Source organism: Cryobacterium sp. SO2, assembly GCF_026151165.2.
Classification (GTDB): Bacteria; Actinomycetota; Actinomycetes; order Actinomycetales; family Microbacteriaceae; genus Cryobacterium.
On sequence record NZ_CP117849.1, the window covers coordinates 4070055 to 4090777 of the forward strand.

Consider the following 20723-nt stretch of genomic DNA (forward strand, 5'->3'; position numbering starts at 1 on the left):
CGGCGGGGTTATAACGCGTTGACGGCGCCGAGCACCTTGGTGAGTGAGTCTTTCGCGTCACCGAACAGCAGCGTGGTCTTCGGATCGAAGAGGAGCTCGTTCTCGATGCCGGCGAACCCGGGACGCATGGACCGCTTGAGGAACACGATCTGGCGGCCTTCCTCAACCTCGAGGATCGGCATCCCGTAGATCGGCGAGCCGGGCGAGGTCTTGGCGGCCGGGTTGACCACATCGTTCGCGCCGACGACGAGCACGACATCGGTGTTCTTGAACTCGGGGTTGACCTCGGCCATTTCCTTGAGCGACTCGTAGGGCACATTGGCCTCGGCGAGGAGCACGTTCATGTGCCCCGGCATCCGGCCTGCGACGGGGTGGATCGCGAAGTCCACCTCAACACCGCGCGCCTCGAGGGTCGTGGCGAGCTCGGCGATGGTGTGCTGGCCCTGGGCCACGGCCAGACCATAGCCGGGCACGATGACGACCCGCTGCGCGTAGGCGAGCATCACGGCCACGTCTTCGGGGTTGGAGGAGCGCACCGGGCGGTCGCTCTGCACCGTGGAGCCGGCGGTCGAGCCGCCGCGGAAGGCGCCGAACATGATGCCGCTCACGCCGCGGCCCATTGCGGAGGCCATGGCACGGGTGAGGATCGTACCGCTGGCACCGACGAGGGTACCGGCGACCACGAGCAGCACGTTGTCCAGGACCACGCCGGATGCGGCGACCGCGAGGCCGGTGAAGGCGTTCAGCAGGGAGATGACGATGGGCACGTCGGCACCGCCGACCGGCAGCACCAGCAGCAGTCCGACGGCAAGTCCGATCACGAGGAGCAGCAGCGCCCAGCCGGTCGAGCCGGTGGCGACGACAACGCCGCCGACGACGATGGCCGCGACGGCCGCGAGGCTCATGACCCATTTCATGCCGGGGAAGACGACCGGGCGGGTGGTGATGAGTTCCTGCAGCTTGGCCACGGTGATCGCGGATCCGGCGAACGACACCGCTCCGACGATCATGGTGAACACCACGGCCACGAGCACCCAGGGGCCGTCGCTGTGGCCCAGTTCGAGCATCGCCACGAGCGCGGCAGCGCCGCCGCCGACGCCGTTGAACAGTGCGACGAGTTGGGGCATCTGGGTCATCTGCACCCGGCGGGAGATGGGTGCCGCGATCGCGGCACCGATGACGATCGCCAGGATGATGTACGGGATGTTGTCGAGCTTGGCCGACAGGAACACGGTGAGCACGGCGAGGGTGGCGCCGGCAGCGCCGATCAGGTTGCCCCGTCTGGCGGTCTTGGGTGAGCTCAGTCCCTTGAGGGCGAGGATGAAGCAGACGGCCGCGACCAGGTAGAGCAGTGCGGTCCACTCGGCTGACAGGAGGCTCATTTGGTGGTGTCCTTCGGGGTGGCGGCGGGCTTCCGGCCGCGGAACATGCCCAGCATCCGGTCGGTGACGACGAAGCCGCCGACGAGGTTGGCGGTGGCGAGGGCGACGGCGAGCAGGGCCACGACGATCAGCCACGGGTCATCGAGCTGCCCGGCGACGATGATCGCGCCGATCAGGATGATGCCGTGGATGGCGTTGGCGCCGCTCATCAGCGGGGTGTGCAGGGTGCTGGACACCTTGGAGACCACCTCGAAGCCGACGAAGACGGTCAAGACGATGACCGTGAGGAGAGTGATCGGATCCATCAGTTCTTTCCTTCCAGCGCGGCGGCGGTCGGTGCGTGGCGCACCTCGCCGTCGGCGGTGAGACAGGCGCCGGCGACGACCTCGTCGGTGAAGTCGGGAACGACCTGGCCGTCGGTGATCATCAGCGCGAGCAGGTTGGCGACGTTCTTGGCGTACAGCCTGGACGCATCCGAGGCCATCGCGGAGGCGGCGTCCCGCATGCCGACGAGGGTGACGACACCGTCTCCGGCCGTGGTGGGCACGAGCTGGTCGACCCCGGGGAGCACGCCCTCGACGTTGCCGCCGGTTTCGGCGGCGAGGTCGACGACCACGGAGCCGGCCGGCATCGCCGCGACCATCTCCCGGGTGACTAGGAGCGGGGCGGGACGGCCGGGGATCGCGGCAGTGGTGATGAGCACATCCGCCTTGGCCACGTGGGGGGCGAGCAGCTCCCGCTGGCGCACGGCGCGGTCTTCGGCCAGCTCGGTGGCGTAGCCGCCGGCGCCTTCGACGGCGTCCAGGTCGAGGGTGATGAAGGTGCCACCCATCGAGGTGACCTCGTCGGCGGAGGCCGGGCGCACGTCATAGGCGGAGACCCGCGCGCCCAACCGCTTGGCGGTACCGATGGCCTGCAGTCCGGCAACGCCGGCGCCGAGCACGAGCACCCGGGCGGGCGGGATGGTGCCGGCCGCGGTCATGTAGAGCGGGAAGAAGCGCGGGAAACGGATGGTGGCCTCGAGCACGGCCCGGTACCCGGCGACGAGCGCCTGTGAGGTGAGCGCGTCCATCGACTGGGCCCGGGAGATGCGCGGCACGAGTTCGAGGGCGAAGGCGGTGACCTTCGCGGCGGCCAGCGCGGCCACGGTGGGGAGTTCAGACGCTGGAGAGGCCAGGCCGACGGTGATGGTGCCCGCGGGTAGCGTGGCGGCCAGGGCGGGACTGAGCGGACGCACGTGGCAGAGCACGTCGAACGCTGTCGCGTCGAAGTCTGCCACGAGGTGCGCGCCGGCCTTGTCATAGGCGGCGTCGGAATACCCGGACGCGAGCCCGGCGCCGGCTTCGACGGTGACGTCGACCCCGAGTCCTGTGAGTTGGGTCACCGTCTCCGGTGTTGCTGCGACGCGCTTCTCGCCGTCGCGGCGTTCACGCCCAATGCCAACCTTCACGAGCAACCACTCCTTTGACGCATCTGCCACCGGACGAGTGAAACGGGGTCGTTCGCGCGTCCCAGGGCGATCTCACTTCGTAGCGTACCGCCGGGCTTTCCCGGCCCGACACGGTTTTCCGGGCCGAAGGTCCCTGCCGGGCTGGCCAGCCGCTGGCTCGCTGAGTTCGTCATGTCGGCCCAGAGTCGAGGCTCGGTACCTGCGACACGTGAGCACACACCCCCCAAACGCGACAGACTGAGGACGTGACCCGTCTTTCGTTCGATCCGTCCAGACTCGGTCGCGGGCTCGCATTCGCCTCGGCGATCGGTGATCTGAGTGCTGCGCTTGATCGGAGCCGCTCCGTGGTCGTCAGCGCGCCGCCGGGCACGGGAAAGACCACACTCGTGCCGCCCATCCTCGCCGATCGGGTTCCGGGTCGTGTGATCGTCACTCAGCCACGCCGGGTCGCTGCCCGCGCTGCCGCCCGACGACTCGCGCAGTTGGACGGATCCCCTCTCGGCTCCCGCGTCGGATACACCGTCCGTGGCGAACGCCAGGTGAGTCCATCCACCCTGATCGAGTTCGTCACCGCCGGCGTGCTTCTGCGCCGCCTGCTTGATGACCCTGGTCTCGACGGGGTCGGCGCGGTCATCATCGACGAGGTGCACGAACGTGCTCTGGAGACGGATTTGCTGATCGGGCTGCTCGGCGAGGTCCGCGAGCTGCGCGACGACCTCGTCCTCATCGCGATGTCCGCGACCCTCGACGCCGAGAGGTTCGCCACAATTCTCGGTACGGATACGTGCCCGGCCCCGATCGTGACCCAGAGCGCACCGGCCCATCCGCTCGAGGTGCGCTGGGTGCCCTGTCCCACACCTCGACTGGATGAGCGGGGGGTCACCTGGGCTTTCCTCGACCACGTCGCGAGCACCGCGGTTGCCGCACACCGCACCCTCGTGCGCACCGATCCGGCCGCCGATGCTCTTGTCTTCGCGCCGGGTGCGCGTGAGGTCTCCGAGATCGCCGGACGCATCCGTGGTCTCGCCGCCGAGTTCGACGTGCGGGAACTGCACGGCCAGATCCCCGCCGCAGAGCAGGATACGGTGATCAGTGGGCGGAGCCCCGATGCTGCGGCACGGATCATCGTCACGACGTCACTGGCCGAATCCTCTCTGACCGTGCCCGGCGTACGCCTGGTCGTCGACACCTGCCTGTCTCGTGCTCCGCAGCGGGATGCTGCGCGCGGCATGAGCGGTCTCGTCACCGGCCCGACGCCCAAGGCCTCCGCCATCCAGCGCTCGGGGCGCGCCACCCGGCAGGGGCCGGGCGTCGTGGTCCGCTGCGTCGACGAGCGCACCTTCGCCACGGCGCCGTCGCACGCTGCCCCCGAGATCCAGGCGGCAGATCTCACCGATGCAGCCCTGCTCCTCGCATGCTGGGGCGCCCCAGGCGGCGTGGGCCTGCGGCTGGTCGATCCGCTCCCGTCTGGCAGCCTGGGCGACGCCCTCGCCGCGTTGCGTGGGCTCGGCGCGATCGATGCCGATGGCCGCGCCACCGACGAAGGGCGAGCCCTCGCCCGCATCCCGACAGCTCCGCGCCTCGCCCGTGCACTGCGCACCGGGAGTGATCTGGTCGGCGGGCGCACAGCAGCCGAAGTCATCGCGCTGCTCGCAGGTGACCTCCGCGTTCACGACGGAGACGCCCAGGCCACTCTCAACGCGCTGCGCACTGGACGAAGCCCGGATGCCCGCCGATGGGAGCAGGAGGTCCGCCGTCTCGAGCGCTTCGCCGGGGCGATTAACACGGCGCGAGGAGGCGCTGATCAGACCGGACTGATCATCGCGCTCGCCTTTCCCACGTGGATCGCCCGCCGCGTCGATCAATCGCCGAATGGCGCAACCTTCCTCCTAGCCTCCGGCACCCGTGCCGGGATCACCGGTCCGCTCGCGAGTGCCGACTGGTTGGCGGTGGCCGACGTGACTCGCGCACAGGGTCGAGCGGCCGCGGGAACCGGAGCACTCATCCGCTCTGCCGCCGTCATCTCCGAGAACCAGGCGGAGCAGGTGGCGCCCCATCTCTGCACAGACCGGGTCGAAGCACGGTTCGTGGACGGGCGCGTTGTCGCGCGTCGTGAACGTCGGATTGGCGCGATCATTCGCTCGTCCGTGCCGGTGCGCGTACCGGCGGACGATGGCGGACGGGATGCCGTGCGCCGCGCCGTCACAGCGCACGGCCTCGGAGTGTTCATCTGGTCAGACGCCGCGGACGCTCTGCGGCGTCGCCTCGCGTTGCTGCATCGCGAGCTCGGATCGCCCTGGCCGGATGTCTCAGACACCGTTCTGCTCGCTACGCTCGATTCCTGGCTCGGCCCCGAGCTGTCAGACCTGGCCGCCGGCACTCCGGCCGGGCGCATCGACCTTGCCCCTGCGCTCCGCCGTACCCTGCCGTGGCCGGCCGCGGTCGACCTCGATGCTCTGGTTCCGGAACGTCTCCAGGTTCCCAGCGGTTCGCATGTCCGTCTCAGCTACCCACCCGCCGATGATTCGTCGGCTCGTCCCGTTGTGGCTGTGAAACTCCAGGAATGCTTCGGATGGGCAGAGACCCCACGAATCGTCGGAGGACGAGTGCCGGTGTTGTTCCACTTGCTTTCCCCCGCCGGGCATCCCCTTGCCGTGACCGACGACCTCGCATCCTTCTGGGCAGGTCCGTACTCGCAGGTGCGAGCGGAGATGCGCGGACGCTACCAGAAGCACCCCTGGCCGGAGGACCCCTGGTCCGCCGTACCCACCCGGCACACCACGCGCCGCGCTGCCCTGGGCTAGGGCCGCGACACACCCTGCGGTCGGCTGACAGCTATGCGCCGGGCACCATGTCGGCGAAGCGGGAGTAATGGCCGTGGAAAGCCACGGTGACGGTGCGGGTGGGGCCGTTACGGTGCTTGGCCACGATCAGGTCGGCCTCGCCGGCACGCGGGTTGTCTTTCTCGTAGGCGCTCTCGCGGTGCAGCAGGATCACCATGTCGGCGTCCTGCTCGAGCGAACCCGACTCGCGCAGGTCGGAGATGGCGGGCATCTTGTCTGCTCGCTGCTCCGGACCACGGTTCAGCTGGGAGAGGGCGATGACCGGAACCTGGAGTTCCTTGGCGAGCAGCTTGAGCGCGCGGGAGAACTCACTGACTTCCTGCTGGCGGGATTCGACCTTCTTGCCGCTTGTCATCAGCTGCAGGTAGTCGATCACGACGAGCTTGAGGCCCACCCGCTGCTTGAGCCGGCGGCACTTCGCGCGGATCTCGACGAGGGTCATATTGGGGCTGTCGTCGATGTAGAGCGGGGCATCGTTGATGCGTCCGCGCGTGGCGGCGATGGTGGTCCAGTCGCGGGCCTCGACGTTGCCCTTGCGCATGCTCTGCAGCGGCACGGATGCCTCGGCGGCGAGCAGGCGCATGGCGATCTCGCTGCGGCCCATTTCGAGCGAGAAGAAGATGCTCGGCATGTCGTGGTGGATCGACGCGGCTCGTGCGAAGTCGAGCGCGAGCGTGGACTTACCGAGAGCGGGGCGTGCGGCGACGATGATGAGCTGGCCGCCGTGGAAGCCGTTGGTGAGTTCGTCGAGGTCGGCGAACCCGGTGGGCACACCGGTGAACTGGCCGTCCTTGAGCTTGGCGGCCTCAATGTCTTCGATGGCGGCGGTGACAGCGTCGGTGAGCGGAACGTAGTCTTCGGTCTCGGTGCTGCCGGTGATCGAGTAGATCTCGGCCTGGGCGGTGTTGACCAGGTCGAGCACCTCACCCTCACCGGCGTACCCCATCTGCGCGATGCGGGTGCCGGCATCCACGAGCTTGCGCAGCATGGACCGCTCGGCGACGATGGTGGCGTAGAAGCCGGCGTTGGCGGCCGTGGGCACCAGGCTGGTGAGAGTGTGCAGATAGTCGGCGCCGCCGGCCCGGGAGATCTCGCCGAGCTTGGTGAGTTCGTCGGTGACGGTGATGACGTCGGTCGGCTCGCCCTGCGCATAGAGCGAGAGGATCGCGTCGAAGATGATCTCATGCTTGGGCACGTAGAAGTCGGCGGCACGCACGGTTTCGACGACGTCCGCGACGGCATCCTTGCTCAGCATCATGCCGCCGAGGGCGCTCTGCTCGGCGAGGAGGTCGTGCGGCGGAGTGCGTTCGCTGTGGCGTGGCTCGGAGTTGCCCCGGTAGTCGGAACCGCGTTGGTCCGAGCGTTGGTCGGCTAAACCCAGGTGAGCTATCGACACGCCGAGCCTCCTCGTGTTGGTGTGGTTCAGGTGTATCAGGACCCGCTGACAACGAAGGTCCGGCACGCAGGCAGGCCTTGATGTACCTGCTTGCCTACCCTAGAGAGGCTCTCCTCCGCAGCCAAACCACCCTGTGGATAACAATGTGAGTAATCTGCGCGAAACGCCGCCTGACTTGTGCACAACCTGTGCACTCACCTGTGGACAACTCACGAGTATTAACCATGAAATACCATTTGACCAGGTATTTTTTCTATTCACAGGTGTGTGAACAAAGTAGTCTCAATACTCCGTTGAATGTTGGCGAAATAGGTGGACACCTGTGCACAAACCGGTGCATTACTCACTTCATCTGCGCCAAAAATGGGGGTGAGGGGCTTGCATTAAAAGAAGTAGCGGTGGTCCCTTTCGGAACCACCGCTACTTCGGGTGAAATGAGACTACTTGGCGGCTACAACCAGGAGGTTGATGGTCGCGCTGACCTCGTCGCGGAGACGAACCGTCGCCGTGTGCTCACCGGTCGCCTTGATCGGGCTGAGCTCGATCTTGCGCTTGTCGATGGCACCGAGACCGGCCGCGGCAACCGCGTCGGCCACATCGGTGGTCTTGACGGAGCCGAAGAGGCGTCCGCCGGCGCCGGCCTTGACGACCAGCTTGACCTTGGTGTTCTCAAGGGTGACCTTGAGAGCCTGGGCCTCTTCGAGGGTGGCGTGCTCGCGGGCTACGCGGGCGGCCTTGATCTGCTCGATCTGCTTTTCGCCACCGCGGGTCCACGCAACAGCGAAGCCCTGGGGGAGAAGGTAGTTGCGAGCGAACCCGTTCTTGACATCAACGATGTCACCGGGGGTACCGAGGCCGGAGACCTCGTGCGTCAGAATCAGTTTCGACATGTGAGGGCTCCTTACCGGCCTGAGCCGGCGTAGGGCAGCAAGGCCATTTCGCGGGCGTTCTTGACGGCGCGCGCGATCAGGCGCTGCTCCTGGACGGAGACGCCGGTGATGCGACGGGCGCGGATCTTTCCACGCTCTGAGATGAACTTCCGAAGAGTGGGGACATCCTTGTAATCGATGACACCAACCCGGATCGACTTCGCGGGGGCAGCGTTCTTGCCACCCTTAGCACCGCGGAGCGGCTTGCGGCGGTCGCCGCTCGACTTTCCAGCCATGATTTCCTTACTTTCTTAAACGTTTGTGTGCAGCCGTCAACCGTGAGGTTCGGCTTAGAAGGGGGTCTCGTCGCTGAAGTTGCCCGGGGTGTTCCAGACGTCGCCGCCGCCAGTGTTGGCTGCGGGGGCGCTGGGTGCCCAGGGCTCGTCGTTACCCTGCTGCTGCGCGACGGGCGCGCCGCCACGGGGAGCAGAGGATGACTGCGCGCGGGTGAGGGAGGCGGTGGCGTAGCGCAGCGAAGGACCAATTTCGTCGATCTCGAGCTCCATGCTCGTGCGCTTTTCACCTTCCTTGGTCTCATACGAACGCTGCTTGAGACGCCCGGAAGCGATGACACGGGAACCCTTGGTCAATGAACCGGCCACGTGTTCGGCGAATTCACGCCAAACGCTCGCGCGCAGGAACAGTGCCTCGCCATCTTTCCACTCACTCGTTGCGCGATCGAAATTGCGCGGAGTGGAGGCGATGGTGAAGTTGGCTACCGCCAGCCCGTTCTGCGTGTAACGCAGTTCCGGATCGCTGGTGAGGTTGCCCACCACGGTGATTACGGTCTCGCCGGCCATGGGCTACTTGTCGCTTGCCTTGTCGGCGTCTGCCTCGGCAGGAGCGTCCACGGCGACCGGAGCTGCCGGAGCAGCTGCAGGCTTAGCGGATGCGGCGACCTTGGCAGCGGGGGCTGCGGCAGGAGCGTCGGCCTTGACCGGAGCAACAGCAGCCTTCGGGTTGGCTGCCTTGCGGGCGGCCTTCTCGGCGGCAAGCTTGCTTGCGACGGCAACCTGGGCGATGCCCTCTTCTGCGCGGAGCACCTTGGTGCGCATGACGGCTTCCGACAGCTTCAGCTGACGGTCGAGCTCGGCAGTTGCTGCGGCGTTTGCGGTGAAGTCGACGACGGCGTAGATGCCCTCGGCCTTCTTGTTGATCTCGTATGCGAGACGGCGGCGACCCCAAACGTCAACCTTGTCAATGGTTCCGCCATCGTTGCGAACAACGTTGAGGAACTTGTCAAGGCTGGGAGCTACGGTGCGCTCATCGATCTCGGGATCGAGGATAACCATCAATTCGTACTGGTGCATGACTAACCCACCTCCTTCGGACTAAAACGGCTGCAGTATTTCTGCAACAGGAGGGTTGTGCATGTGTTGAACGTGGAGGCCGGGATCCGGCACACAGACAACCTGCCAAGACTACTGGAACGGTGGCTCTTCCGCCACCATCCCCCTCGATGCCCTCCGCACCGGAAGTATTCCGCGAGTTGCCCACTTGCGGACGAGTTGCTCCGCTGTACCGGGGCAAGTCGGCCACAGCGGGGCAACTCGCGTGTTGCTCGCCTGCGTCGACGACGGTCATTGGTCGGGACGCAGGCCGGCGTTCAGGAGTACTGCCCGGAGTCGCTCTGGGCGAAGGGCGTCCACCCAGAGCCAGCGGGCCATCGACCGGCCGGGCGCACGCAAACGGTCTTCCCGACGCTTCTCTGCCCAGACGACTTCGTTGATCGTGCGCCCGCCCATGAACTCTCCCCTGGTGTACTTGAGCTCCCCGTCGAACTCCCCGAGCAACGGGATCTTTCGTACGTGGTACCGGCGCTTCCAACGGAAGTCCACCCGGTCCTCGCCGAAGGCATGTGGATAGACCACCTGTAGGTCCGGCATCGGCATACCGGCCAGAAGGAAACCCGTTCGGCTGAGTGACTCCCCCACAGACCCCGACCGCGCATCCGCGAACTCAACAGACTGCCTTGCGCGCCGGGCACCTCGCCGTGAACCGAGCTGCAGCACCCGGTCGAACACCGCGTCACGCGAGATAGCAGGGACCACCGTCCCACCGGGAAGTACGAAGTGGTCCTGCAGGCCCGCATCCAGACTGATGACCGCCGAGCGAAACGGTTGACTTCTGGCCAGGTCGACCATGGTGCGGAGTCGTGTTGTCACCAGTAGCCCGTCAATCTCAGTGACATCATCGTCCGGCAGCGGGTCGTGGTGCCAGGAGATCCAGTTCTTCGACGTGCGGGTCTGCCCGCTGCCGCCCTGCAGATGGACTTCGGGAGGCCACTGTCCGAGGACCGGCAGGCCCCAGAGCCGGGCCGCCGACAGATGGCTCACCACCGGCCGCGTCCGCCGGGAGAGCACCGCGGCGTGTATTCGCATCAGATACCGGGCATCCGCGCCCGCATTCGACCACGTACTGTGAGCCACGTAGATGCCGCGGCGTAGGCGGTCGACGTCTCCGCGTTCGTGCTCGCGGCGCCGTGCTCGGCCATCGTGGCCGACGTTGTCGCGGGTGAGTTGCAGCCGCATGAGCGGCGAATCGTCTGGGTCCATGCCGGCCAGCCTCGGAGATTTACCCCTCACGAGAACGGCTACGGGTCGCTCTGTGCACATTAGGGCGGGGGTCAGCCTGTGGAGGATGGGCCATTTCGCCGCGATATGCCCCCATGCGGACGACCTGCCCCGTTCCGACGGGGCAACTCGTCCGAAGGTGTGCAAGTCGGTGGGTGGGGGTGGTCAGGCGCTTCGGGTGGTCCACCAGGATTGCAGGCGGCGGGTGGCCTCGTCGGTGCCGAGTGGGCCGTCGTCCAGGCGCTGCTCCAAGAGGTAGCGGTAGGCCTCACCGACCTCGCGGCCGGGTTTGAGTCCCAGGATGGCCATGATCTGTTCGCCGTCAAGGTCGGGGCGCACGGAGTCCATCTCCTCCTGTGCAGCCAGCTCGCTGATGCGCTGCTCGAGGTCGTCGTAGGCGAACGCGAGGCGGTCGGACTTGCGGCGATTGCGGGTCGTGACATCGGCGCGGGTGAGGATGTGCAGGCGTTCGAGCTGGTCTCCGGCGTCGCGCACGTACCGGCGCACCGCGGAGTCGGTCCAGGCGCCCTCGGTGTAACCGAAGAACCGCAGGTGCAGTTCGACCAGTCTGGAGACCGCGGAGATCGTGTCGTTGTCGAAGCGGAGGGCTCGCAGCCGCTTCTTCGCCAGCTTCGCGCCGACCACGTCGTGGTGGTAGAAGCTGACCACACCACCGGCCTCGAGCCGGCGAGTGGCCGGCTTGCCGATGTCGTGCAGCAGCGCGGCGAGGCGCACCACGAGATCGGGTTCGGTCAGGTTCTTGCGCGACCGCTCATAGCCGATGGCCTGGTCGAGCACCGTGAGGGTGTGCTGGTAGACGTCCTTGTGGTGATGGTGCTCGTCGACCTCGAGGCGCAGTGCGGGAATCTCCGGCAGCACGATGGCGGCGAGGCCGGAGTCCACCAGAAGCTCGATGCCCGCTCGCGGGTTTGCGGAGCGCAGCAGCTTGCCGAGCTCGTCACCCACCCGCTCCGCGGAGATGATGGTGATGCTGCCGGCCATGGCGGCCATGGCGATCGCGGTGTCCATCTCCAGAGAGAAACCCAGCTGGGCAGTGAAACGGGCGGCCCGCATCATGCGAAGCGGATCATCGCCGAAAGAGATCTCGGGAGACGTGGGCGTGCGCAGCACACCGTTGAGCAGGTCGTCGATACCGTTCGACGGGTCGACGAGTGTCACCTGGGGCAGGCGCAGCGCCAGCGCGTTGACGGTGAAGTCCCTGCGGAGAAGATCGTCGTCGAGGCTGGTGCCGAACACCACGTCCGGCCGCCGGGTCTGGCCGTCGTAGCTGTCGGCGCGGTAGGTCGTGATCTCGACCTTTTCACCCGCGATCTGGGCGCCGATCGTGCCGAAAGCCCGGCCGATGTCCCAGTGCGCCTCGGCGATCGGCTTCACAATGGCCAGAATCTGATCTGGCGTGGCGTTGGTCGTGAAGTCGAGGTCGTTCGTGACTCGATCGAGGAAGGCGTCACGGACGGGACCCCCGACCAGGGCCAACTCAAAACCGGCCTGGGCGAATGAGTTCGCCAGTCGGGACACCGTGGGGGAGGCAGCCAGGTCGCCCAGTCTTGCGAGGGCTGCCGCGACGCTCTGCATGCCCCCATGGTACTTGGTCGCTCGTTGCCGCCGATCGTCGCCCAGCCCACGCGGAGGGTTCTCCTCTTTATACGCCGTAGAATCCCGTACATGGTGGCCGATCCGATTCACGCGCGTCGGCCTGCGCTCCCCGCAGTCCGGCGGCGCATCCTGGCCGCCCTGCTCTGCGCGCCCCTGGCACTGTGGCCGATATTCACCACGTCTGCCTCCGCATCCGCTCAGCCGGCGTCCACCGCGCAGGTGACGGCCGCCACGGCCACGGATGACGACACCGTCACGATCGGCCTCACGCCGAGCGCGTCATCGATCCTGCACATCGATCAACCTCTGCAGCTCACCGTCACCGTCACCAACGACACTGCCACCGCCATTCCCGCGGGCACAGTGGACGTGTTCCTGGCGGAGCGTGCGCTGACCACTCGGGCAGCCCTCGACGACTGGCTCGACCCCGACGAGGACAGCGACGCGGGTGAACTGATGACCAGCGTTCCCCTGACGGCACCGGTTCTGGCGCACTCAACCGTGAGCCTCGCCGTCAGCGTGCCGAGCACCGCGCTCGGCCTGTTCGAGTGGAGCCCCTGGGGTCCGCGCGGAATTGCGGCATCGCTCACGGTCGACGACACCGTGCGCGCCGCCGGTCAGTCGACGTTCGTCTGGTACCCGGACACCGGTGAGACTCCCCCTACCGTGACTCCCGTCAACCTGGCTGTTGCGATGCCCATCACCACGACACCGAACAGCACCGGGCTGATCAGCGCAGAGGACCTCACCGCGTTCACGGCCGACTCCGGGATCCTCACCCGACAGTTGGACGGCGTCATTGACCGCCCGGTGGCCATCGCCATCGACCCCATGATCATCGCCTCGATCCGGGTGCTCGGTTCGTCCGCGCCGGCCAGCGCCGTCGACTGGCTCAACCGGCTGTCCCAGGCGACCAACGACATATTCCCCCTCGGCTATGCAGACGCCGATCCGTCGCTGGCGACCCAAGCCGGGGCGGCCGGCCCCCTCGAACCGACCTCGCTCGACTTCGCCACGGACCCTGCACTGTTTGTTCCCACCGAGCCAGCCGCGCCTCCCGCGGGGGAAGAACAGGGCGCCGACCCTAATATTCCGACTCCGACATCTACCGAGGATCCGCAGCCCGGCGACGAAGGAACCGCGCCGACGCTGGGTCAGCTGCTCGCCTGGGACTACACCACGACGAACATCGCCTGGCCGGCGGACAATGTCGTGGCACAGAGCGACCTCTCCGCGTTCTCGGCCGCCGGCCTGACCAGCACGATCCTCGCGTCCGGCAACGTGTCCAGCACCGACACTTCCAGCACCGACGCGTCCAGCACCGACACAGCGGTCGCGTCGAGCGCCACGATCGACCTGGGATCCGACGCTGTCGGGCTCGTCGCCGACACCGGCATCTCCCAGGCACTGAGAAACGCCATCACAGCCACGACGGATGCCTCCTGGCGTGCGGCCATGGCCGAGCTGTCCTCCCAGGTCGCCGTCGTGGCGGCCGCCAACCCGGATGAAGCGGTCACCCTCCTCGCCACTCTCGACCGAGGCTGGCCGCCGACCGCCGCGCGTCTGAGCCAGACCATTGACTCCTTGGCAAACCTGCCCTGGTTCGCCGCCACCACCCTCACGACCGCAGCGGCCACACCGGTCTCCACCGACGTGACGTTCGTGCCGCAGGCCGAACCCGCCGCGAGCGTCGACCTGGCCGGCCGACTGATCGACCGTGAGACCGAGATCGTCGACTTCGCCGGCGCCCTCGCCACCCCGATCGCCGTGACCGCGCCGAACCGGCTGGCCCTGCTGGCGCTCCTCGCCACATCCTGGGGATCCGAACCCAGCGACTGGCGCACGGCCGTCGGCGCCAACCTGGCCGCCTCACACGCCCTGCTGCGTTCGGTGACGGTGAGCACCACCGGGCCCATCAATGTGGTGGGCAGCAAGGTCGACATCCCAATCACCCTCACCAATGGCCTCAACCAGGCCGCCACAGTGCGGGTGCAGGTTGTGCCGTCGAACGGCCGACTCGTGGTGGGCAACGATGTGGAAACCGTCATCGACGCCAACTCGGCCAAGACCGTGTCGATTCCGGTGACCGCCGCCGTCGGTAACGGCGCAGTCACTCTCAGGGTGACGCTGTTCACTCCGTCCGGCACGGCAGTGGACCAGCCGTCCCTCATCTCGGTCAACGTGCGCGCCGACTGGGAGGGCATCGGCTCCCGCATCTTCGCTGCCCTCGTCGTGCTGTTCTTCGGCTTCGGCATCTGGCGGAACATCGTGCACCGTCGCCGCGACCGGGTCCTGGCTGCCCAGGCTGACGCCGACCCGGATGCCGACCTGGACGCCGGCACGGACGCCCCGCCGACGGGCCCGGTCGACACTTTGCCCGCCCCGCCGGCGACAACACCCACCGAACCAGACGATCAGCCTGCGGCACCTCGTGGCTAGCGGCGTCGGCCGCGCAAGCGCGATCCTCGCCTCCGGCACGCTGGTCTCGCGCCTCCTCGGGTTCCTCAAGGTCATCGTCTTCGCCCACATCATCGGCCAGATCGGCAACGTCCCCGACGCCTTCACCGTCGCGAATCAGCTGCCGAACACCGTGTACACGATCGTGGCCGGCGGCGTGCTCACCGCCGTTCTCGTGCCCCAGATCGTGCGCGCCAGCCTGCACGACGACGGGGGGACGGCGTATATCAACAAGCTCGTGACCCTGGCCCTCAGCATCCTGGCGGTGACGACCCTGGCCGCGACGCTACTCGCCCCCCTGATCACGCGTTTCATCGGCCTGGGCTTCTCCCCCGAGCAACTGTCGCTGGCCGTGGGCTTCGCCTACTGGTGCCTGCCGCAGATTTTCTTCTACGGCCTCTACACGGTGCTGGGCGAGGTGCTCAACGCCCGCAAGTCTTTCGGCCCGTTCACCTGGGTGCCCGTCCTCAACAACGTCATCTCCATCGGCGGACTCCTGCTCTTCGGGCTGCTCTTCGGCATCGACACGAACGGGCAGCGACCGCCCGGCGATTTCACACCGGGGATGACCGCGCTGCTGGCCGGCAGCGCAACGCTGGGCGTGGTGCTGCAAGCCGTGGTGCTGTACTACTTCTGGCGCCGCATCGGTCTGCGTTACCGTCCAGACTTCGCCTTCCGCGGTGTCGGGCTGGGTGCGGCCGGCAAGATGGCCAGCTGGACCTTCGGCATGCTGCTGCTCACGACCATCGCCGGCATCGTCGAGACCCAGGTGGTCACGCTCGCCTCCGGCGAAGGCGCCTCCTCCACCGTCATGAGCACGGCCTGGCTGATCTTCATGCTGCCGCACTCGATCATCACCGTCTCCGTAGCCACCGCGTACTTCACCCGCATGAGTGAGCACGCCGCGCGCGATGACACCGACAAGCTTCGTACGGATGCGTCCTCGGCGATCCGGGGAACCACCCTGCTGATCGTGCTGGCCAGTGCCGTCATCATGGTCTGTGCTTACCCGTTCGCCACGGTGTTCGGCGAAGCCGGGTTCGCCCAGGTGCAGGCCATCGGCAATGTCATCATCGCGTTCCTGCTCGGCCTGGTGGCGTTCTGTGTGCTCTTCGTCGTGCAGCGCACGTTCTACGCCCTCGGCGACACCCGCACCCCGTTCTTCTTCACGCTGTTCCAGGTCATCCTCGTCATCACCGGCGTGCTCGGCTGCGCCCTGCTGCCGGCGGAATGGATCGCCTTCGGCATCGCCCTCGTGGTGACAGTGTCGGGGATCCTGCAGGCGCTCCTGGCCGCGTGGCTGTTGCGCAAGCGGCTCGGTGGCATCGACGGGCGTCGCATCCTGCGCAGCCTGGTGAAGTATGTCGTGGCCGTCCTTGTCCCGGTCGTCGCGGGGATCGGCATCCTGGTGGCGCTGGGCGGCACCTCGGCCGGGGGCTTCGCCGTGTCGGGCATCGCCCCGGCGATCCTGTCCATGATCCTGATCGGGTCGGTCATGTCCGGCCTGTACTTCGGTCTCCTGCTGCTCATGCGCAGCGACGAGCTGCATGGCTTCCTGGCACCCCTGATGGCCCGGTTGCGACGCTGAGCTGAGCCGCCTGACGACGGCTGCGGCGTAACGCGGGGCTGAACGTCACCTGTACACGGGGGTGAGGCGCCGGACGTCGCGGAATACCATCCGATTAGGATGTGTTGTACCCGAATGTGAGGCGCCGAAGGGCGTCTCTCCCACTGATTTCAAGGAGTCTCCGCGTGCGTCAGATCATCATCATCGGTTCGGGCCCTGCCGGGTTCACGGCCGCCATTTACGCCGCACGCGCCAACATGAAGCCGCTCTTGATCGCCAGTTCGGTCGAGGCCGGCGGTGAGTTGATGAACACCACCGATGTGGAGAACTTCCCCGGATTCGCCGACGGCATCCAGGGCCCCGAGCTGATGGCCAAGATGCAGGAGCAGGCCGAGAAGTTCGGCACAGAGGTCGTCTACGACGACGTCACCAAGCTGGAATTCGGCGACACCGTCAAGACGGTCACCCTCGGCAACGGCGAGAAGCACGAGGCGCTGTCAGTGATCTTCGCCACGGGGTCTGCCTACCGCAAGCTCGGCATCCACGATGAGGAGCGTCTGAGCGGCCGGGGTGTGTCCTGGTGCGCCACCTGCGACGGTTTCTTCTTCAAGGAGAAGGTCATCGCCGTCGTCGGCGGTGGCGACTCCGCCATGGAAGAGGCCACCTTCCTCACCCGCTTCGCGAGCAAGGTCTACATCATCCACCGCAAGGACACCCTGCGCGCCTCCAAGATCATGCAGGAACGCGCCCTGGCGCACCCGAAGATCGAGTTCGTGTGGAACACCGAGGTTGTCGGCATCGACGGCGAGGAGGCCGTTGAGGGTCTGCGTCTGCGCGACACCGTCACCGGCGCCGAGAGCTCCCTCCCGGTCGGCGGCCTGTTCGTGGCAATCGGCAACGACCCGCGCACGCACCTCGTGCACGACCTGCTCGACCTCACCAGCGACGGCACCATCGCCGTCGCCGGGCGGTCCTCCAAGACCAGCCAGGCGGGCGTGTTCGCCGCCGGAGACGTCATCGACCCCACCTACCGCCAGGCCGTCACCGCGGCCGCCAGCGGCACCGTGGCCGCCCTGGACGCCGAGCACTACCTGGCTACCCTCCCCGAGGATCTGCTGGCTCAGGCCGGCGACCCCGAATTTGCAAGCGTCACCAACTAAGGAGCACCACATGTCTGCACGCGCCGTCACCGACGCCACCTTCGACCAGGAAGTCATCAACAACGAGAAGACCGTCCTGGTGGACTTCTGGGCCGAGTGGTGTGGCCCGTGTCGCGCCGTCAGCCCGATCCTCGACCAGATCGCCGCTGAGAACGCCGACAAGATCGACATCGTCAAGCTGAACGTCGACGACCACCCGGCCCTGGCCGCGAAGTACATGATCACCTCCATCCCCGCGATGAAGGTGTTCCAGAAGGGCGAGGTCGTCAAGACCGTCATCGGCGCCAAGCCGAAGCCTGCCCTCGAAGCCGACCTGGCCGCCTACCTCCAGTAGCCGCGGCAGGTTCTTCCGAACCCCACACCCGCCCGGCACACGCCGGGCGGGTGTTTTCGTGTATCCGCCCGGCTATTTACGCTGATGCGGACAGCACACGCGCCACCCCATACGATTAAGGCCTCACCAGAACGGATATGACGTGACAGCGATAGGCACCCCCCAGGCCGGCAACAACCTCGACCCGTGGTACCACCACTACGCCGAGCGAGCCGCCGCCCTGCGCGCCTCCGAGGTGCGTGCCCTCTTCGCGGTCGCCTCCCGTCCCGAGGTTGTCTCCCTGGCCGGCGGCATGCCGTATGTGGCGGCCCTGCCGCAGGACCTCGTCATGAGCGCCATGGAGAACGTCATGCGGAAGCAAGGCCCCGTTGCCTTGCAATATGGCTCTGGTCAGGGAGTTCCCTTGTTTCGGGAGCAAATTCTGGAGGTCATGGCACTGGAAGGCATCCGCGCGAACGCCGACGATGTCGTGGTGACCACCGGATCCCAGCACGCGCTCGAGCTGGTCAGCAAGCTCTTCCTCGACCCCGGTGACGTCGTGATCTCCGAGGGTCCGAGCTACGTCACGGCGATGGTCATCTTCAAGTCCTACCAGGCCGATGTGGATCATGTGCCCATGGACGAGCACGGCATGATTCCCGAGGCACTGCGCGAGCACATCGCCCGTCTCAAGGCTGACGGTCGCAAGATCAAGTTCCTGTACACGATTCCGAGTTTCCACAATCCGGCCGGAGTCACCCTGAGCTGGGCCCGACGGGTCGAGATCCTGGAGATCGCCCGGCAGAATCAGATCCTTGTTCTCGAGGACAACCCGTACGGCTTGCTCTACTTCGACCAGAAGGCACCGGACGCGATGCGGTCGGTGGAGCGCGACGGGGTCGTGTACCTCGGCACCTTCTCCAAGACCCTTGCTCCGGGCTTCCGGGTGGGCTGGGCGCTGGCGCCGCACGCGATCCGGGAGAAGCTGGTGCTCGCTAACGAAGCCGCAGTGCTCTCCCCCAGCTCGTTCAGCCAGCTGGTGATCTCCGAGTATCTGGCCACGGCGGACTGGAAGGGTCAGATCAACACCTTCCGCGGCGTCTACCGGGAGCGCAAGAACGCCATGCTCTCCGCCCTCACTGAATACCTGCCCGAACTCACCTGGACGAACCCCAACGGAGGATTCTACGTCTGGCTCAGCCTGCCCGACACCCTCGACTCCAAGGCCATGCTCCCGCGCGCGGTCAAAGAGCTCGTGGCTTACACCCCGGGTACGGCGTTCTTCGCGGATGGCCAGGGTCGCCAGAACATCCGACTCTCGTTCTGTTATCCCACTCCCGAGCACATCCGGCTGGGCATCCGCCGGCTCGCCACTGTCATCCGTGACGAACTCGAGCTGCTGGACACGTTCGCCGGCACGGGTTCCCTGTCTCCGGCCCACGACGGACGCCGCTTCGGCGCCCCGCCGCCCGACATCAACTAAGTCCTGTTACTTTCGGCACGAGCTAAGGAGAACCCCAGATCATGAGCGAAACCGAGTTTCTTGACATTGTGGTGCTCGCCGGCGGCATTTCGCACGAGCGGGACGTCTCCATGCGGAGTGGCCGCCGCGTTGCCGACGAACTGACGAGCCTGGGCCACATCGTCGTTGTCCTCGACCCCCAGGCCGGGCTCCTCACCGAGCTTGCACGCCGGCAGCCCGATGTCATCTGGCCGGTTCTGCACGGTGCGACCGGTGAGGATGGCGCCCTGCTGTCCCTGCTCGAGACCACAGGGATTCCGCACGTGGGCCCGCGCGGAACCGCGGCCGGTCTCGCGTGGTCGAAGCCAACCGCTAAAGAGCTCGTCCGCCGGGCGGGATACGCCACACCGGCCTGGATCGCGCTGTCCCGCGAGACCTTCCGTGACCTCGGAGCGGCCAGCGTGCTGGAGCACCTCGTCAGCGCGCTGGGTGCACCACTCGTCGTGAAGCCGGCCCAGGGCGGCTCCGCCCAGGGCGTCACCATCGTCGAAACCGCCGCAGGACTCCCCCGCGCCATGGTGGATGCCTACACCTATGCCGACACGGCCCTCGTTGAGACCAAGATCGAGGGCACCGAACTCGCCGTCACGGTCATCGACACTGGGGCAGGTCCCGTGGCACTGCCGGCTGTGGAGATCGTTCCCGTGAGTGGCGTCTTCAGCTTCGAAGCACGTTACAACGCCGGCGAGACCCTCTTCTTCACGCCGGCGCGCATCGCCCCGGAGGTCGCGCAGCGCGTTGCCGACACTGCCGTGGCCATTCACAGCCTGCTGGGCCTGGCGCAGCTTTCCCGGATCGACCTCATGGTGGATGCAGAAGGAGTCGCCTGGTTCCTGGAGGCGAATGTGCTCCCCGGCCTCACCGAGACGTCGCTGGCGCCTCAGTCGATCGAGGCCTCCGGTGAATCACTCGCCTCCGTGTACGCCGCACTCGCCCGCGCGGCATCGCTCAGCCTCAAGTAGAAGCCCGCCATGTTTCACGTGAAACATGGCTGCTCGCGCGGGTAGTCACCCCCCCCCCCCGCTGCTTCGACCACTCGCACCTGAGGGTGAGCTGCAGGGTCCGATCCACTGAGGCACGCGCGACTCCCTCGGGCGCCAATCCACCCCATGTTTCACGTGAAACGGCCTATCGGGCCCATAGATTGGTCTAAATGGGCCAATCTCACCGATGTTTCACGTGAAACCGGCACGCAATGAGTCGCATTTGTCTCCCTGGACAGCGCGATCGCCCTCAGGAGCCAGACCTAAGTCGCGCCGGAATCAGCCCCCTGTCGCTAGTCAAGCTGGTCGAGACCCCACTCCCCCACCGTATCCAGGCCCCCGCGAACTGCAGAGGTACTGGTCTCGACAAGCTCGACCAACGCGGGGTGCGGCGACCACGCATCTACGATTGCGACACCTAGAAAAGCACCATCTAGCTCGTCGAGCCGGTCCAAACCCTCGGCCTCACTCCACATCCAGGACCTCGCGAACTGCAGAGGAACTGGTCTCGACAGGCTCGACCAACGCGGG

At 66.8% G+C, this 20723-nt stretch carries 16 protein-coding genes and 1 pseudogene; 7 read left to right on the forward strand and 10 right to left on the reverse strand.

Annotated features, from left to right (window positions below):
* Nucleotides 1-8: 8 nt before the first annotated feature.
* Genes BJQ94_RS19265 through BJQ94_RS19275 form a run of 3 tightly spaced genes read right to left on the reverse strand, consistent with a single transcriptional unit; the run spans nucleotide 9 to nucleotide 2832 of the window.
* Entirely contained in the window at nucleotides 9-1382 is a 1374-nt protein-coding gene (locus tag BJQ94_RS19265) for an NAD(P)(+) transhydrogenase (Re/Si-specific) subunit beta (RefSeq protein ID WP_265399794.1), read from the reverse strand.
* Nucleotides 1379-1687, reverse strand: coding sequence for an NAD(P) transhydrogenase subunit alpha (locus BJQ94_RS19270; RefSeq protein WP_265399795.1), 309 nt, complete (start codon nucleotides 1685-1687; stop codon nucleotides 1379-1381). The genes BJQ94_RS19265 and BJQ94_RS19270 overlap by 4 nt, the downstream gene beginning before the upstream one ends.
* Nucleotides 1687-2832 carry a Re/Si-specific NAD(P)(+) transhydrogenase subunit alpha gene (locus tag BJQ94_RS19275; RefSeq protein ID WP_265399796.1) on the reverse strand — a complete coding sequence of 382 codons (1146 nt, stop codon included), beginning with the start codon at nucleotides 2830-2832 and terminating at the stop codon, nucleotides 1687-1689. The genes BJQ94_RS19270 and BJQ94_RS19275 overlap by 1 nt, the downstream gene beginning before the upstream one ends.
* A 245-nt stretch (nucleotides 2833-3077) precedes the next feature.
* Between BJQ94_RS19275 and hrpB the strand changes: the two genes are divergently transcribed.
* Nucleotides 3078-5636 carry an ATP-dependent helicase HrpB gene (gene hrpB, locus BJQ94_RS19280; protein WP_265399797.1) on the forward strand — a complete coding sequence of 853 codons (2559 nt, stop codon included), beginning with the start codon at nucleotides 3078-3080 and terminating at the stop codon, nucleotides 5634-5636.
* Nucleotides 5637-5667: 31 nt separating this feature from the next.
* Here hrpB and dnaB read toward each other — a convergent pair whose 3' ends face one another.
* The 7 genes and pseudogenes from dnaB to BJQ94_RS19315 form a co-directional block, all read right to left on the reverse strand.
* On the reverse strand, nucleotides 5668-7071 hold the full coding sequence (dnaB, locus tag BJQ94_RS19285) for a replicative DNA helicase (protein ID WP_265399798.1): 1404 nt from the start codon (nucleotides 7069-7071) through the stop codon (nucleotides 5668-5670).
* 440 nt (nucleotides 7072-7511) lie between these two features.
* Nucleotides 7512-7961 (reverse strand): 50S ribosomal protein L9, encoded by a 450-nt coding sequence (gene rplI / locus BJQ94_RS19290; protein WP_265399799.1) that lies wholly within the window; start codon nucleotides 7959-7961, stop codon nucleotides 7512-7514.
* An 11-nt stretch (nucleotides 7962-7972) separates the two neighbouring features.
* Nucleotides 7973-8236: a 30S ribosomal protein S18 gene (gene rpsR, locus BJQ94_RS19295; RefSeq protein ID WP_035835236.1), complete on the reverse strand. Its 264-nt coding sequence runs from the start codon at nucleotides 8234-8236 to the stop codon at nucleotides 7973-7975.
* A 54-nt stretch (nucleotides 8237-8290) separates the two neighbouring features.
* Entirely contained in the window at nucleotides 8291-8800 is a 510-nt protein-coding gene (locus tag BJQ94_RS19300; protein ID WP_088457765.1) for a single-stranded DNA-binding protein, read from the reverse strand.
* A 162-nt stretch (nucleotides 8801-8962) separates the two neighbouring features.
* Nucleotides 8963-9310 (reverse strand): annotated as a pseudogene (gene rpsF, locus BJQ94_RS19305) (30S ribosomal protein S6); the annotation flags it as partial.
* Nucleotides 9311-9580: 270 nt separating this feature from the next.
* The gene (locus BJQ94_RS19310; protein WP_265399801.1) at nucleotides 9581-10555 is read right to left on the reverse strand and encodes a hypothetical protein; all 975 of its coding nucleotides are present in this window, start codon (nucleotides 10553-10555) and stop codon (nucleotides 9581-9583) included.
* A 183-nt stretch (nucleotides 10556-10738) separates the two neighbouring features.
* The gene (locus BJQ94_RS19315) at nucleotides 10739-12169 is read right to left on the reverse strand and encodes a CCA tRNA nucleotidyltransferase (protein WP_265399802.1); all 1431 of its coding nucleotides are present in this window, start codon (nucleotides 12167-12169) and stop codon (nucleotides 10739-10741) included.
* A 90-nt stretch (nucleotides 12170-12259) separates the two neighbouring features.
* Between BJQ94_RS19315 and BJQ94_RS19320 the strand changes: the two genes are divergently transcribed.
* The 6 genes from BJQ94_RS19320 to BJQ94_RS19345 all read left to right on the forward strand — a co-directional run bounded on the left by BJQ94_RS19320 (nucleotide 12260) and on the right by BJQ94_RS19345 (nucleotide 20171).
* Nucleotides 12260-14629 carry a DUF6049 family protein gene (locus BJQ94_RS19320; protein WP_265399803.1) on the forward strand — a complete coding sequence of 790 codons (2370 nt, stop codon included), beginning with the start codon at nucleotides 12260-12262 and terminating at the stop codon, nucleotides 14627-14629.
* Complete coding sequence (gene murJ / locus BJQ94_RS19325) at nucleotides 14622-16235, forward strand: murein biosynthesis integral membrane protein MurJ (protein ID WP_265399804.1); 1614 nt, start codon at nucleotides 14622-14624, stop codon at nucleotides 16233-16235. Before BJQ94_RS19320 ends, murJ begins: the two co-directional genes overlap by 8 nt.
* Before the next feature lie 164 nt (nucleotides 16236-16399).
* On the forward strand, nucleotides 16400-17374 hold the full coding sequence (gene trxB / locus BJQ94_RS19330) for a thioredoxin-disulfide reductase (protein ID WP_265399805.1): 975 nt from the start codon (nucleotides 16400-16402) through the stop codon (nucleotides 17372-17374).
* A 10-nt stretch (nucleotides 17375-17384) separates the two neighbouring features.
* The gene (trxA, locus tag BJQ94_RS19335) at nucleotides 17385-17708 is read left to right on the forward strand and encodes a thioredoxin (protein WP_265399806.1); all 324 of its coding nucleotides are present in this window, start codon (nucleotides 17385-17387) and stop codon (nucleotides 17706-17708) included.
* A gap of 142 nt (nucleotides 17709-17850) precedes the next feature.
* The gene (locus BJQ94_RS19340) at nucleotides 17851-19170 is read left to right on the forward strand and encodes a PLP-dependent aminotransferase family protein (RefSeq protein ID WP_265399807.1); all 1320 of its coding nucleotides are present in this window, start codon (nucleotides 17851-17853) and stop codon (nucleotides 19168-19170) included.
* Between the two features lie 41 nt (nucleotides 19171-19211).
* Nucleotides 19212-20171, forward strand: coding sequence for a D-alanine--D-alanine ligase (locus BJQ94_RS19345; RefSeq protein ID WP_265399808.1), 960 nt, complete (start codon nucleotides 19212-19214; stop codon nucleotides 20169-20171).
* The last annotated feature ends 552 nt before the right edge of the window (nucleotides 20172-20723 follow it).

Excerpts from the sequence above, each read along its gene's own strand:
- BJQ94_RS19265 (WP_265399794.1), bottom strand. The coding sequence starts at position 1,382 with ATGAGCCTCCTGTCAGCCGAGTGGACCGCACTGCTCTACCTGGTCGCG.
- BJQ94_RS19270 (WP_265399795.1), bottom strand. The coding sequence starts at position 1,687 with ATGGATCCGATCACTCTCCTCACGGTCATCGTCTTGACCGTCTTCGTC.
- rplI (WP_265399799.1), bottom strand. The coding sequence starts at position 7,961 with ATGTCGAAACTGATTCTGACGCACGAGGTCTCCGGCCTCGGTACCCCC.
- rpsR (WP_035835236.1), bottom strand. The coding sequence starts at position 8,236 with ATGGCTGGAAAGTCGAGCGGCGACCGCCGCAAGCCGCTCCGCGGTGCT.
- BJQ94_RS19300 (WP_088457765.1), bottom strand. The coding sequence starts at position 8,800 with ATGGCCGGCGAGACCGTAATCACCGTGGTGGGCAACCTCACCAGCGAT.
- BJQ94_RS19310 (WP_265399801.1), bottom strand. The coding sequence starts at position 10,555 with ATGGACCCAGACGATTCGCCGCTCATGCGGCTGCAACTCACCCGCGAC.
- BJQ94_RS19315 (WP_265399802.1), bottom strand. The coding sequence starts at position 12,169 with ATGCAGAGCGTCGCGGCAGCCCTCGCAAGACTGGGCGACCTGGCTGCC.
- BJQ94_RS19320 (WP_265399803.1), top strand. The coding sequence starts at position 12,260 with ATGGTGGCCGATCCGATTCACGCGCGTCGGCCTGCGCTCCCCGCAGTC.
- trxA (WP_265399806.1), top strand. The coding sequence starts at position 17,385 with ATGTCTGCACGCGCCGTCACCGACGCCACCTTCGACCAGGAAGTCATC.
- BJQ94_RS19345 (WP_265399808.1), top strand. The coding sequence starts at position 19,212 with ATGAGCGAAACCGAGTTTCTTGACATTGTGGTGCTCGCCGGCGGCATT.